This window comes from Candidatus Neomarinimicrobiota bacterium, assembly GCA_021157965.1.
In the GTDB taxonomy this organism is placed as follows: domain Bacteria; phylum Fidelibacterota; class Fidelibacteria; order Fidelibacterales; family Fidelibacteraceae; genus Fidelibacter.
Genome location: JAGGVO010000057.1, coordinates 23,690 through 39,139 on the forward strand (window position 1 = coordinate 23,690; position 15,450 = coordinate 39,139).

Here is a 15,450-nt window from a genome sequence, read left to right on the forward strand (position 1 = left end):
TTCTCCTTTTTTGGTTAACCTTTTTTCTTTATTCTTATGGACGTCCGTAATAAGGCGCTCCATTTACATCCAGACTGACACGAATCAGCCGCGGTGTAGGTGCATTATCATCTGTCCTGTCACTTCTTCTGACCATATACAGTTTATTATCATTTCCAAATGCCATATGTACAGCCTTTGTAGAAAGGGCGGGATTCGGATAGTTATAAATTGCTTTTGCGGAACCGTCGCTCAGATTGACGTGAACCAGAGGAACGCCATCATCCGCTCCGCTGACAAAAGCATTACCATTTTCATCGAGAACCATAAAGACAGGTGTCGTATCATCAAATCCCGTATCTTTCCAGTCTACAACGAGTGATTTGGCACTGACAACACCATTTGCCTGAATATCATGTTTATAAATACCATATTCTGCAATCGTTGTATCAGAACCGGTATATTCAGCCAGCGTATAAATTTCACTGTTAAAGACTTTCAAGGAATGAACGATATAATCTTCATAAACATCATTTTCAACAATAGTGGCACCATCGGTTAAAAGAGCAAAAAGATTATTGGTATTACCTGCTGCATAAAGGATTCCACTGGCATCCCAATCAATAGCATACACCCTGCCGCCAAACGCAATGCCGGTTTGTCGAGAACCACCACCAGCCGGGAAGTAATATAATTTTGTATAATTTCTGGCATACACAAGGTCACCGTTAGGTGCAAATTTCAAGTCAGTCATATTATTATGACTACGGTCTGCATAGATAATCATGGAATCATGCTTCGTCGGCATGAGTTTATATACATTCCCGTCTTCTGAGGTTACATACACATTCTCATCCTTATCCACAGCGACGGCCAGGGGAAGTATTTGATCAGAGAAGGCACCATATTCCACAGCCGGTTTTTCCAGGGTATAAGGAATAAAATTTCCATCTTCATCCATATAATTACCAAAAAGGTAGGCTCCCTGGACTGCAATACGCACTTTCACGGAATCCATGGACCACTGGGCAGGATCCTTAATAATCACCGGTGCATACACCGCCATTTTTTGGGGGCTGGCCGTCAGATCCGTTTCAGCCGGTTCGGGAAAGCCAATGCCTTCATTAAAGAAGACCACATTTTCAGAAATATTTTCGGAAAAATTCTCTCCGTATATTTCCACAAGGCCTACTGCCTGGAATGAATTCAAGGCCGGATTGACCTCAGTAATCACGGGAGTGGGTTTTCCGGGATCATTCGGATCAAAAGCACTATCCGGATAATCTGTATCCTCACATCCTGTCACACCAAACATTGCAACCAGCAAAGTCAGCAAGCCCAGTATTAATCCCTTCTTCATCTTTAGTCTCCTTCGCGTAATATTAGTATCATTCTTATCAAATGTCAATTATTAATAGTTTATCATGCGTACATGGATTAAAATCCAAAGCCAAGGGTGATCCGCTGCACATAATCAAACACTCCAAAAGGCGTATATGCATAATTAAAGGAAAAACCGAATTTCTGAAGTCCGACTCCAACGGTAAAATCCCGTTCGTCACTGTTCATCATATAGCCGCCTCTAAGATAGAGCGTTTTCATAAAGGCGTATTCAATGCCCAGATTAACCTGTTCGGGATAAGATCGCGGATGGGTAACATCCGCAAAAAACCAGAGTTCCTGCCCTTTGGGTTTTTCAGGCATCAAATCCAGTAAGTCCATGGTAATGCCAATGGTAAAGGTCAGAGGAAGTTGAAAGTTTTCCCTTTCGAAGTTTATTTCTTCGGAAAAATTTTGGAAAGTCATGCCGAATGCCAGGCTTTTAAAACCGGTTTTAAACTGGGTTCCAAAATCAAAGGATGTGGCATTTGCAAGATTTTTCTTCACTTTCAGGCTGTCTGCATCGGGGACAATGCTTTTTCCCAGTTGTTGTCCGGAATACTTGATGCTGCCACCTACGGAAAACTTGTCTGAAAGGGCAACAGCGTAACCGATACCGGCAGCAAAAGCGGAGGGATACATGATTTCCGTATCCACATAGCCTTGATCATTTTGCCAAGGGAGTGTTCCCTGGACTTCGCCATAATCCACTGATTGAGCTGTCAGTCCGAAAACACCCATACGTCCGTCTCCGGGTCGGAATGCGAGGGCATAGGTATTGTGCTGGATATTATCAATCCACTGATTCTGACTGGCTGTCAATTCAATCGTCTTATCGGACCTTGCCATTCCGGCCGGGTTGAATAAGAGAGAATTCACGCCATTTTCCAGCGTCGTGGCTGCATTCCCCAATGCACTGCTTCGGGCATCATTCGTGACGCTCAAAAACTGAAATCCGGTCTGCCCCAATTTTTTATTTTCAGCATGAAGACCGGAAATCATGCAGAACATGAGAATGATTCCAAGGCAGTGTTTCAGATGAATATGTTTACTTATCATGATGCTTACCTGACAATAATAATTTTACGGGTTGCCGTTTCGCCTTTTCGATACAATATATCGCCGGTAACGGGATCCTCCTGATCTTCTGTCACTTCAAAGTGGGCAATATAAATACCGCTGACAACAACCTGGCGGGAAGAACTCAGGGATTTCCAGGTTTCATCACCGCTTCCGTCGTCGTGAACAATCGTTTCAATCAAATCACCCCGTTCGGAGAAAATCCGGATGATACAATTTCCCGGAATATTCAGGAACATGATTTTATCATCTTCTCCTGTATATTGAAGTTGTTCCGCCCGGATATTGAAGGGATTGGGAACAACCCGGATATCCTTCAGATTTTCTCCGGCCTGGCGTTTCAGGTAGGCCGGTTCAGTGGTTTTCGTATAAAACCGTGTGCTTTCCAGAGGTCCGGTTGGATTATATATCCCGTCATTATTCCGGCTTCCATCGCTGTAAGCCGTAATATAGTAATAGTATGAAAATCCTCTTGCAGGACTTTCGTCATAATACTGTTGGGTCCCCGCGGGCACTTCTGCAATCAAATCGAAAATGGTATCGGGTTTGCTAATAGCCCGGTAAATCCGGTATCCGGCAAAATTGGACTCTCCTTCATCGGGCGATGGTGTCCAGATAAGATCTATCCGGTCACCTTTTGATTCTACATTAAACACTTCCGGAGGTCTGGGGGGCTGGGGGATCTGAAATCCTGAGCTATAATTCCTCAAAGCCCTGCTCATAGTCAGGAGAAAAGAATCCCGACCGGTAAAGACCCACGTATTTTTAAAGACGTCTTTGTCATCTGTTGTAGATCCGTTTGGGAGGGTAAAAGGACCCTTGTCATTGGGATCCATATAAGCCTGTTTCCAGCGGCGACCGATCTGTTCGCACATTGGCCGGCTTAACCCGTTAATTGCTTCCACTTCAACGATTTTTACAGAATCTCCCGGTGGAATATCAAATGGTCCATAGGTAATCCAGACATTTGTTCCGCCGCCGTCTCCATGAACTGTTGATGGGTCAACTCTGTCCGTAATTGACGTGACGTTATCTTCATAGAAAAGATTTCCGCCCCCTTTGCCTGTACCACCGTAAGGTTGGCCAGAAAGATATTGGTAGGCAATGACCATTTTATCTTCATCGGCCGGCTTCACATCACCGGTTGAAGGATAGGTATCTCCGGCATGCCAACCCAGCATGGTTGGTTGATTCGGGTCATCACTATGATCCGATGCCGATTTATCCACATGCAGTACGCCGGTACCCACAAAATGGGGCGCTGTCAATCTTCCGTCCCGGCTTGCATAAGGACCGCCCACATTATCAAAAGCCCAGCCATCCACCTGGCCCAGAAAGGAATAGCCACACCGGATCCATTCCAGTTGATCAATAGGAGTAGATTCGGTTAATGTAGAAATATTTGAATGATAATCCGTATAGGGCATGGCACCGGGATCCCCGGCTTTGAACCGACTTCGGCTCACCCAGGAGTGTTTCCCCCAGGTAATAGCACCTGTTATTGCATATCCGGCTTCCCGGCTGCACTGATAACGTGTTCCCCAACCGACTCTCAAACCTTTGATGGTTTCATTCAAAACACGGACACTGTCGTATCCGACATATCCCGTATTGGTAAAAACCAGCTCTTTGATGAAGTAGTTATCATGATACTGCTGGCTGAAAGCATGGACACGCATGGTCATCGTAATGCCGGCAGTTGTGTTTACAATATTCTCAACGACCCTGTCAGCAATCTGATTGGGGTTTATGGCATCCACATCCCCTTCATAAGGGGCTGTCAGGTTGTTCCCGTCCACATACACAGTCGGTGAGGGAAATTTAGCCGTTTGTCTTAAACGCACCGGAAAAAGAGAAATATCCACATTCCCCAGAGTAATATATGAAGCCCATTTTTCCCATTCATAACCGGCTGCATCCGTAAATTCATCGACACCAATCCAGGCTCTCTGAATAACATCATTATCCTGGTACAGGTAATCTGCCGGCCAGATCATGCCCTCGTAGTAGACATTGTTCCATGCCCGCTTTCCGAAGTATGCATTGAAGTGCGTTTGCAGGGATCCTATTCTGACATACCGCCTGTCCGTTGCCGAAACCTGACTCAGGGCGTGTCCGGACAGACATACAATCAGAAAAAGAAGTGCGAAAGTTTTTAAGGTATATTTCATAGTTCAGCTCTCTTAAAAGACGATTTTAATTCCAAATTTTACCGCTCTGGGATTGGCAAAGGTGTTGAACCTGAGATTCGGCATATCAATATATGCTTTATCTTCCAAAGCTTTCTTTGCTTTATTGGAATCTATTTTTTGCCATACTTCAATCATATTTCCCGGATTATTTGGATCTTCAATTTCTACACGTTGTACAAAACGGTCGGTTTTTGATATATCATCAGGGGATGAAAAGAGTTCGGGAAATTCTTCAACCAATGCATTGGTATTTCCAATGTAATACCAGGTTTTATCCGCATTGATATCATCAGTGATATTTTCCAGATACCTCATGGGTTGAAATTCCGTATTCCAATCACGGTAAACACCGAGATTATCCTCTCCGGGAATACCGCCGATTCCAAGATCCTTATAAACCTGGTCGTCAAAGTGGAGAGATTCGCGATAATCATTATAATCATAGGTATTGGCAATACCATTATAGCTGAGGAATTTTGTATTCAGAAGATTTGTCACATCCATATAGAGCTGTAGTTTAAATTTTTCAAAACTCATGGATTTCGTCAACCTGAGATTCAGGTTATAAGTATCCACCCATTTTACATTGTTTGTAAGGCCTACGACCCCTGTTGGATTCCAGGTTGACTGGCTTCCGGCGTTCCAGGTAAAAAGGAAACTGGCATCCCAGCCGCCTGCAGGATAAACTCTCCCCACTGCCGGTCCGAACTGATCTGGGGTATGGAGGTCAATATTCGCCCTGGCATAGGGTCGGGGATGGGGTTTTTCCTGGTAGGGGTTATCCCTCAGATAGGCCCGCATGGCATTGGGATCCTGATAGTAGCGCCGATAACCGAACCATCCGTAAGAGCGCACCATGTATGTATAGTTTACAAAACCTGTAATCCAGGTTCCCCAGCGTTTATCCAGTGTGAGCTCGATACCGCGGATATCTTCATAGTTATTATTGTCGGTTATCGAATAGCGGACAGAACTATTAATATTCTGATATGTAATCCAGCCCACCTGATCGGTCACATCTTTATAGTATGCCGCAATATTCACCAGGAACATATCAAGAAGGTTTTGTGAATAACCAATCTCATAAGCAACTGTCTTTTCAAAATTCAGATTGGGATTTCCGATGGATGTTACGAGTCCGTTATATTCTCTTTGCAGACGGAAACGGTGGGTAGATTCTGGTTCAGAGCGAAAGTGCCCATAATTGAAATAGAGCTTTGAATTTTCCGTAATGGGATGGGAAATACCAAGGCGCGGACTCAGGGCAAAGGCCGGTTTGGAATCTTCCCGGGGAGCTTCTTCTTCAATGAGATGCCCTTCACCCTGTTTGAAAAAGTCGTCATAGGAATCGAGAAGGTATTTATCGGTATTGGCATCGGAATAGTCAAGCCTGAAACCAATATTCGCGATAAATCCTTCAAATTCCATTTTATCCTGAACATAAGCTCCGATTCGATAGGGGTAAACCTGGTAAATTTGTTCACGGTTCCAGGTGGTCATACCCGGATTAGACGTAAAAGATTTGATATCATAGTCATTAAGAACAAACTCAAAACCGGTACGAATCTGATTAGATCGGTTAATTTGATTTGTATAATCATACCGGGCAGAATAAGTGGTAACCACTGAATTGTCCCGGCCAAGGTTCATCCATCCGCCGGTACGGATGTTATCCCCAATAGAGCCGGTTCCATAACCCCAATATCCATAAGGGGTCTCATCCATAAAATATCCGGGGAAAACTTCAACCGTTTTGGAAGTATCCCGAAGTTCTCCCTGAAATGTATTATAGATATTCTTATTCATCTGAAGGGTTACTTCATAATAGGAATCAGAATTGATGATATGGTTAAGTTTGGCTCCGAAAATAGTCCGGTAAATGGAAGCGGGGCTGTAATAATAGGGTACGTAGAGTGATTCCTTGGTTTTAGCCAGACTTGCCAGGGTATAGGACGAACGGACCACATCTCCAGTGGGAGTCGTTGTCCAGTTATAAGTAGAGGAGGAATGGATTTCTCCATACATCCCTGTTAATGTCAACTTTGTAGCGTCTGAAATATCGGAAGTCAGTTTTAAGCGGCCGATATTTTCTGAATAGGCATCTCTTGAAAGAGGTATATAGAACATTTCCTGGAGATCGCGGTAGGATAGATTGAACCGCAAATCACCCAGCTTTTTGCCAATAACCGGCACAGGACCGCTAAAAGAAAAATCTCCTACATAATCCGGTTTTTTAATGTCACCCTGGCGTCTGTGGTTATAGCGATACACACGCTGGGCGCCTGTAGGTGAAAGATCATTGTCCGGATTATCATCAGACAATGTTTCCTGGGATATGGCAATCCATCCTTTAAAAGAAGGGTATTGACGCCGGGTGAAACGGTCCCACGGTTCATACCCGTTTTCCGGATCAGGATCCGTTCCATACCAGCACACGTCATCATCAAGATAGGGTCTGTTATGATAGGACATGGGATCATAGGGAGAAATACCGAAATGTTTCGGAGCTGCCGGTTTATATTGAAAAGAAAGAGAACCATTGTAAGAAGATTTGCTTCCTTCACTGGTCACGATATTAATCACACCGGAGCGGATATTTCCGTATTCTGCGTTGAATCCTCCTGTTTGGACCTGTACTTCCTTTACAGTGCTCAAACTGACAGAGGAATAGGGGTTATTGGACCGTTCATCGTTCATGACAATTCCATCCACAATAAAAGATGTTTGTCTTGAACTGCCTCCCCGGATTGTCAGTCCCTGGGCACCTGCCTGGAGTCCGATCACGTCTGTTACTTCATTAATGGGTAGGGACTCAATTTTTTCAGAATTAATATTCAGCTGGCTGTTGGAAATATCCCGGACCACGACCGGCATTTCGGCAACAACCACCACTTCGGACATGCCCACCGCCTGTGTCCTCAAGGTCACATCAATAATAGTTGTCAGTCCCATGTTTACATTAACATTCCGGATGGTGACCTTTTCATATCCAATCATTGATACGGATAATTCATAGGTTCCCGGAGGAACATTCAGAATGGAATAATACCCATTTTCATCCGTAGCAGCCCCCAGCATGGTCCCCTCAACAATCACATTAACACCCGGCAGGGGATTACCGGCTTCATTGGTGACTTGACCTGCAATTTTTCCTGACTGGGCTGCATGAGATAAAACAGGCAGTAACAGAAGTCCCGCCAGGGTAAGCAAAACTATTGTTTTATTGAAAATCCTGCTCATAAGGATACTCCTCTAGAGAGATACTCTCAGGGTAAATCTCTGAATATCGTCAAATGTTTTCATGGGGGTATAACTGTAATCAAAAATCATCCCGAAGGCATTCAGGCCAAATCCAAAACTGGATCCACTTTCATCCCGATTTTGTTCGAAACCGTAGCGAAGGAAGAATTTCCTTACAAAACTGTATTCAATACCCAGGTTCAGGTATTCGGGATAAGACCTGGGGTGAGCCCAGTCTACATAGATATCCACATTATGATTTGGCATTTCAACGGGAATAAAATTCATCAGATTCGCTGTTATCCCAATAGAGAAGGTAAGGGGCAACTGGAAACTTTCATCGATGTATTTTATCTCGTTGGAGAAATTCCGGATCGTCATACCAAACTTGACATCCCGGAATCCCGTATTGAACAGGGTACCGAAGTCCATAGCTACAGCATTAGTTTTATATTTTTGGGTAATCAGACTGTCCGTCATTTGCACATTGCTCTTTCCAAACTGTTGGGCTGTATACTTTAACTGTCCGCCAATAGAGAATTGTGCGGACAGAGCTTTAGCATATCCAACACCCAAGAGCATAGCCGAGGGGTTAAATATATGGGTATCCACATATCCCTTATCATTGGACCAGACCATGGTCCCCTGCATTTCGCCGTAATCCACCACATGAGCCGTAACACCGATAACCCCGTATTTATTTTGAGACGGATTCAGAGCCAGGCTGAATGTATTGTGCTTGATATCGGCAATCCAGGTATTTTGACTTGCCATGGCGTCGATTCTTGAAGACATATTGGCCATAGTCGCCGGATTGTAGAACAAAGACGCGGAACCCATTTCCACAGTGGTCATGGCTCCCGCCAGTGCCGCTGCCCGGGCATCTGAATTCACGGACAGGAACTGATAACCGGTTTGAGCCAGTTTCTTTTCGGCGCCTGTCGCAAATGATGCACATAAGAACAGCAGAGCTAGCACACATGCTGTATATTTTCTCATTGTATCTATTCCTCCGGAGTTATTTATTAATAATCACTGTGTTATAAGAATTCCCCAGTGTTTGTTCCAGTTTCTGAATTCCAACGAGGTATGATTTTCCTGACTGAAGTTCATAAACGTACCTGGATTTAACAACAGGCTGAGCCACCCGGTTGGCAATGGTAAAGATCCCGGATGACAGCTCAAGTGGAATCGTTTTATCCAGAATTTCAAGGGGCTCTTCGGATACTTCCAAATCATACACATGTGTCCGGATATAGTCATTAAAGTAAAAAACAACCTCTCCGGTATTCACTCCTTCAAGGACAAAATAAGTCGTGTCGGAGCTGGCCGGGGAAATGGTTTTTGTGTAAGTGGTGACTTCTTCAATGACTTCACTGGTATCAATGGTAAATGTTGTATCATTAACAAAAGTAGTATCATAGGCAAGCAGTGTATCAATACGTGTCAGAAGTTCATTGGCTGTAAAAATGTAAGCATCTGTTGGAGGATAGATTACTGTATCCGCAGCCAGTGTATCTACATAAACCAATGTATCATCAAGTGTCAGAATGGTATGGAGAAAGTCAAGGCTCAGGTTGTCCGGATTACTATGTAATTTAACAGTACCACTCAGTGCTTTGTTAATGGTCGTCCTGTACGATGTAGCGGCTGACGCATCATAAGGTTCCATCTCATAGGTTTCATCTTCGAAATCATTCAAGACATCGCAGCTGCTCATAAAGGCGAGTGTTGCGATACTTATGAGCAGAACCAATTTCATCATGGGATTTTTATTCATTTTTAATCTCCTCATATTCTCTATTAGCGAATCACTACAAATTTACGGTAGGTCATATTGCCGTCGGGATCCTCGAAAGTTGCAATATATACACCGCTCACCACAATCTGCCGTGAGGATGTAATCAGATCCCAGCGCCGGTCACCGCTTCCAGAATGATCCATTTCATAAATCAGGTCTCCCCTTTCCGTAAAAATTTTAATTTTACATTCATTGGGAAGGTTCACAAACATAATTTTATTCGGTTCACCGGCATATTGGTAATTTATATTCGAAATATTATAGGGATTCGGCACTACCCGGATTTCACTCATATCTTCAGACGGTGGTTTCTGCAGTGTAGCAGCTGTATTGGTACGGGTCAGATGGGGACTACTATATAAGGGTACGCCGGGTTCAATGGTGTTCCGGCTTCCGTCATCATAGGAGATAATGAAATAGTAATAGCTTTGCCCACGGACAGCTGTATAGTCGAAAAATTCGTTGGCAAGATTACCATCGGTTTTATTAAGGTCCGCAATTTCGATATAGGTGGAATCCCAACGATCCCCCTGGGCCCGGTAAATTTTATAGCCTTCAAACCAGGCCTCTGCTTCGTCTTCGCTGGCTTGCCAACCCAGAGCAATCCGGTTCCCCTGGGAAGTCACTTCAAAGTATGATGGGGCAGCCGGAGGATATTCATTTCCAAGATCGAGTCCCTTATTCCGATAAAGGTCTATCGCCCGCCGAAAAGCCTGAACAATGGAATCCCTGCCGGTATACACCCATTTATTTTTATACTCGTCAGCTTTGTCTACCGTGCTGACGGTTTCCGTTGATCCATCAGGAAATGTAAGTGTTTTTGTTTTACCGTTCTTGACCACATCATACCAGTTCCTGCCGACTTCAGCCCGGATATCCCCTTCACGTCCGAAGAGAGAACGACCGAGTCCGCCGGCTGCTTCAGCCCAGACAATCTTCACGCTTTCACCAGGAGCAAGGCGATAGGGACCAAAAGCCATGGTCTGTGAATAACCGCCTGCGGGGTTCTGCCATTCATCGGGATTGGCAAACCCGACCTGCATGGCATGACTTCCGGCAATCGGATGGCCTACATCCAGAAGATTCAGGTATTCATTCTGCATCCGGGTCGCGCTGAACTGATCGTTGGGTTGAGTTTCCACAGCATTTGATTCAACGTAAGGCGTACTGGCCGGCTGGTAAATATCATCAATAGGCTCAGAGGGAGATTTATCTGCATGAATGGTCACGGCTCCCATATACTGCCAGGCGCCCAAACGTCCGTCCGGTGCATACCCGCGGTAGTTTGGTGACCCAATATTATCATAGATATCTCTCAATTCGCTGTGATACCCATGCCAGCTGACATAACACCGCATAATATTTTCCGGAGTTACACCGGCATTTGGATCAATGAGTTTGTCCACACCAGTTTGAGTGTCTAAAATGGTTGATGTATATCGATCGTCCGATTCGTAGTCATTGGCAAAATTGGGTTTATCCGGTTTAGTGCCCAGGACATCGTTCATAGTGTTGATTCCCCAGCGCATATCACGGGGAGTATTCCAACCCGGGCGTCCATACCAGTCACTGGCCGCAGCGGTTTCTACGGTTCCTTCACCAGCTATGGCATTTCTGAATTGCCAATGAAAATAAACTCCTTCCAGAGTTCTGTTATCGTCAAAAGTATCGCCGTTGATGTTCCAGATGCCCGTATTGGTAAATGTGTACTCGTAGATAAAGAAATTATCCATGTACTGTTGAGTATAGGCATAAATTTTACGGGTAAAAGAGATACCGACTGACGTATTACATTCATTATAGATCATCCTGTCCGCAGGAAGAGTCAGATCCAGTTCATCCACCTGATCATCGTAAAAGAGATCAGATGCAACGGCTCCGTCAACCAGAACAGTTGGCGCGTTATAGCGGGCAACCATTTTCAATTCAACAGGCATAATCTCATTTGTTTCCGATCCGGATACGGGACGTGGACCTGTGTGCACCACTTTGTATGGGTAGACCTGATTTGCGATGGGGTCGTCAAAGTCTTTGACACCAATCCAGATTGCTTTGGCAGCCTGCATATCCTGGTGATCAAACCAGGCCGGCCACCGGAATCCAAATTGTTGTTCAGATCCGTAAGCTTCTTCAGGTTCAGATCCGTGTGCCTGATAAAAATTATGCAGATTACCCACCTTAATCCACCTGGCTTCAACCTGTGCTTCAGCCGTCACCGTCAAGCCAAGGAACAGAAAGACCAGTATGAGTCCTGTCCAAATTTTTGAAGTTCTATTCATCATGTATTTCCTTTTCTTTTCATTACCTTCTTCTTTTTAGAAATCATAAGAAATCCGGATGCCAAGAAAGATATCCCGGGGAGCCAGGAAAAGAAATGACTCATTCACAGGATTGAAAATATAGGCTTTGTCATCCAGAACTTTTTGGACTGTACTCTTTTCAACACGAGTCCACTCGTTATTCACATACTGTACATACCGTTCCGTATCAGAAATATTTTCCGAAATATTTTCATCGGGGAAGAGTTCCTGAAGATCAGCTACGTCACCCACATAGTAATAAACATTGGGGTCGGGCTGAGTGAGTCCGGAAGCACGGGATGTATATTTCAGCGGCTGATAGGGAACACTCGGATCGCGGTAGTAACCCATCTTATCGTCGCCGGATATGTGCCTGAGTCCTAACTCTTCATAGACACTTTCATTAAAATGCAGGGACTCCTGATACATATCATAAACACCCGGGACGAGATAAGAATCACCCAGAGCGGCAGTGGACAGCGATTTTTTGTTCAGGATATTATATATATCGGCAATTACCTGGATTCTAAACTGGTTCAGAGAAATGGTTTTTGAACCACGCATATCCAGACCCCAGCTATCCACCCAGCGCACATTGTTGATAATGGAGGGGTTGTTTCCAAAGGTATGATAATTACCCTTCCGCCATGTACCGGTGAAAGCAATCTGCCAGTTGGCAAGGGGTGCCAGTCCGCCCATTTCCGGGCCGAAATAGTGAGGAGTTCTAAAAGAAATATTGTATTTGATCCTGGGCAGAGCCACAGGTTTATACTGTTTCTGGAGATTGATATTCCGTTCGGTGTCGCGCTGGACAGCCGGGTTTTCATTCTGGGATTTAACACCGAAGTTCCCGGATGAATACACGGAGTATTCATAATTCACAAACCCTGTAACCCAATCACCGATCCGTTTTCGGAGTTCAACTTCAAGTCCCCGGATATCCTGATACAACAAGTTACTATACTGATAATAATCCACAACACCTCCAACGCCCTGATAACGGACTGTGGTGGCCTGATCGGATTTATCTTTATAATACGCTGCAATATGGATCAGGTACTTATCAAAGAGAGAGTGATCATAACCCAGCTCATAAGCAATGGTTTTTTCCATGGGGAGTTCCGGATCGCCCAAATAGGAAAGTGATCCACCATAGACACGACGAATTCCAAACAACTCTGACGGTGAAAACCGTTGTCTCATGTGTCCGTAATTAAAGTAAAGTTTTGAATCAACGGTAATGGGATGGGATATACCAATACGGGGCATGAGGGTAAAAAGACCTTTTGCCCGTCTCATCGGAAGATTATCTTCATCTGTCACTTCTTTGGATGCAACCGTTTTTATCGTTCTGTCAAAGGGTTCAAAATCAAACCAGTCTGTATTTGGATTAAAATATTCGCCCCTCAAACCAACCGTTGCAACCCATCCTTCGAATTCAAGCTTATCCTGTATATAGGCACCGACCTGCCAGGGAGATTTTTTCCAATCCGTCCATGGACGTCCGGCTGGCAGGGCTGGGTTGATAGCACCATAGTTCATGTCATAGTTGAAATATTCAAACTGGACGCCGGTTTTAATCTGGTTATTCTGATTGATCTGCGAGATAAAGTCCCACCGGGCTTTGAATGCCCATGTTTTGGTAGAATCCCGGGCATTGCTTTTGGCACCCATCATATATCCGTCAATACTTTTTGTTAGGTCCGTATCAAATCCCCAGGGTGCTTCATCCACCAAATACTGGTCTTCACTTTCTGCTCCCGGCAGAATGTTATACCGTGGCGTAAAATCCCGGGGCTCAGCAGGACCAGTCAGATATTCGGTAGACCTGTATTCAAACAAAGCCTCATGATAAGATTTTCCGCTCAATTGATGAGTCAGCTTTGCAGAGAAAACATCACTCCAAATTTGGGTCTCACAATAGTAGTGAGGATAAAAGATTTTTGACCGTTGCTGAGAACGGCTGCCAAAAGCACCGGCAACTCCCCAAATTGTTGAAGAGAAATAGGAAGGAAGTCCCGTTTCACTGGCCGAAGAAGCATCGGTCTTTTTGTGAAAACCTGTCAGTTGAAGTTTAATTCTCTCTGTGATATCTGAAGTCACTTTTGTTGATAATGACCATTCTTCATAAGCATCTCTGGATAAAGGCACCATGTACATGTCTTTTTCCTTCCGGAAAGAGGCATAGAACCTGAGATTGCCCAGATATTGACTGACAAAGGGAACCGGTCCGCCCAGTCCCATATCAATATTGTAATCCGGTTCGGTGATATCACCCTGACGGCGATGCTGCCATTTAAAAATCTGTTGGGCACCGGTAGGTGTTATATCATCGCTGGGATCATCGTTGGCCAGGCGGTCACTGGCGAGTGCATTCCATCCCTGAAAGGCCGGATACATTTTCCGGGTATATTCATCCCAGGGATTGTAGTATTCTCCGTCACCATTCCGGTCATTAAAGGGTTCACCAGGATCCCAATATCCATCCTTATTCAAATCTTCAAATGTCTCGGGTGCCGTTCCCCACCATGCAACATCATCATCCATCCAGGGACGCATATATATTGAATTGGGATCGTAAATAGACATACCGAAATGTTTCGGGGCAGCAGGACTGTATTTGAATGTCCCGTCAAATGAGTATTTATCTACATGACCTTCTTTCGTCACCACGTTGATCACACCGGCCTGGAGGTCGCTGTATTCCGCATTGAAACCACCGGATTGGATCATGATTTCCTGGACGGAGCTCAAAGGCACACCGGAAACTGGCTGACCGGTCCGGTCATCTTTCATGGACACACCATCCATCATATATGCCAGCTCGTCGGTTCCACCCCGGCGAACTTCGAGTCCGCTCACACCGGCCTGCATACCAATGACATCCTCCACGCTGGTGGCCGGTAAATCTTCTATCTGCTCGGATCCCAGGTTGGTCTGACTGGAAGCCACATCCACACGCATAACTTTCCGCTCAGCAACAACTGTCACCGTTTCCCCCTGAAAAGCCTGGGGTTTTAAGGCAAAATTCACCTGAGTTGTCAAATCAATTTCCACCCGGGCTCCGGATTGAGTCAACGTGGCATATCCCACATAAGAAGCAGAAACTGAATAGACACCGGGCGGCACGTTAAGGATTACATAAAATCCATCCTGATTTGCCGCAGCACCATAAACAGTCCCTTCTACAATCACATTGGCTCCCGGTAAAGGATTACCGTTCTGGTCCGTTACTGTCCCCATAATCTTACCCGATGTCCGTCCATAGGCAAGACCGAACAGCATTGTAAGCGCTAGTAAACCTCTCAACAATTTCATGTATAAGCTCCTTATCTTCTATAGAGTTACGACTGATAAAATTTCATCTCGCAAACACACTTTCGCCCTTATCAACTTGTCTGCTGCTTTCCCTTTAATTTCTGGTTCTCATTAATTTTGTTATAATAATCACAGAACATGAATTTTTCACCAGATGTTC

The 15,450-nt window shown here is 44.7% G+C and carries 8 protein-coding genes; all 8 read right to left on the minus strand.

The window, feature by feature from the left end; genetic code table 11:
* Positions 1–34: 34 nt before the first annotated feature.
* The 8 genes from J7K63_09015 to J7K63_09050 all read right to left on the minus strand — a co-directional run bounded on the left by J7K63_09015 (position 35) and on the right by J7K63_09050 (position 15,290).
* Positions 35–1,339, minus strand: coding sequence for a hypothetical protein (locus J7K63_09015; protein ID MCD6235160.1), 1,305 nt, complete (start codon positions 1,337–1,339; stop codon positions 35–37).
* 77 nt (positions 1,340–1,416) lie between these two features.
* Positions 1,417–2,418 carry a PorV/PorQ family protein gene (locus tag J7K63_09020; protein MCD6235161.1) on the minus strand — a complete coding sequence of 334 codons (1,002 nt, stop codon included), beginning with the start codon at positions 2,416–2,418 and terminating at the stop codon, positions 1,417–1,419.
* Positions 2,419–2,423: 5 nt separating this feature from the next.
* Positions 2,424–4,610 carry a fibronectin gene (locus tag J7K63_09025; GenBank protein MCD6235162.1) on the minus strand — a complete coding sequence of 729 codons (2,187 nt, stop codon included), beginning with the start codon at positions 4,608–4,610 and terminating at the stop codon, positions 2,424–2,426.
* Between the two features lie 12 nt (positions 4,611–4,622).
* Complete coding sequence (locus J7K63_09030) at positions 4,623–7,871, minus strand: TonB-dependent receptor (protein MCD6235163.1); 3,249 nt, start codon at positions 7,869–7,871, stop codon at positions 4,623–4,625.
* Between the two features lie 12 nt (positions 7,872–7,883).
* Positions 7,884–8,870, minus strand: coding sequence for a PorV/PorQ family protein (locus J7K63_09035; GenBank protein MCD6235164.1), 987 nt, complete (start codon positions 8,868–8,870; stop codon positions 7,884–7,886).
* A gap of 19 nt (positions 8,871–8,889) precedes the next feature.
* On the minus strand, positions 8,890–9,651 hold the full coding sequence (locus tag J7K63_09040) for a hypothetical protein (protein ID MCD6235165.1): 762 nt from the start codon (positions 9,649–9,651) through the stop codon (positions 8,890–8,892).
* A gap of 23 nt (positions 9,652–9,674) precedes the next feature.
* Positions 9,675–11,954, minus strand: coding sequence for a hypothetical protein (locus J7K63_09045; GenBank protein MCD6235166.1), 2,280 nt, complete (start codon positions 11,952–11,954; stop codon positions 9,675–9,677).
* 33 nt (positions 11,955–11,987) lie between these two features.
* A complete protein-coding gene (locus J7K63_09050; GenBank protein MCD6235167.1) occupies positions 11,988–15,290 on the minus strand; it encodes a TonB-dependent receptor in 3,303 nt (1,100 codons plus the stop codon).
* Positions 15,291–15,450 lie beyond the last annotated feature (160 nt).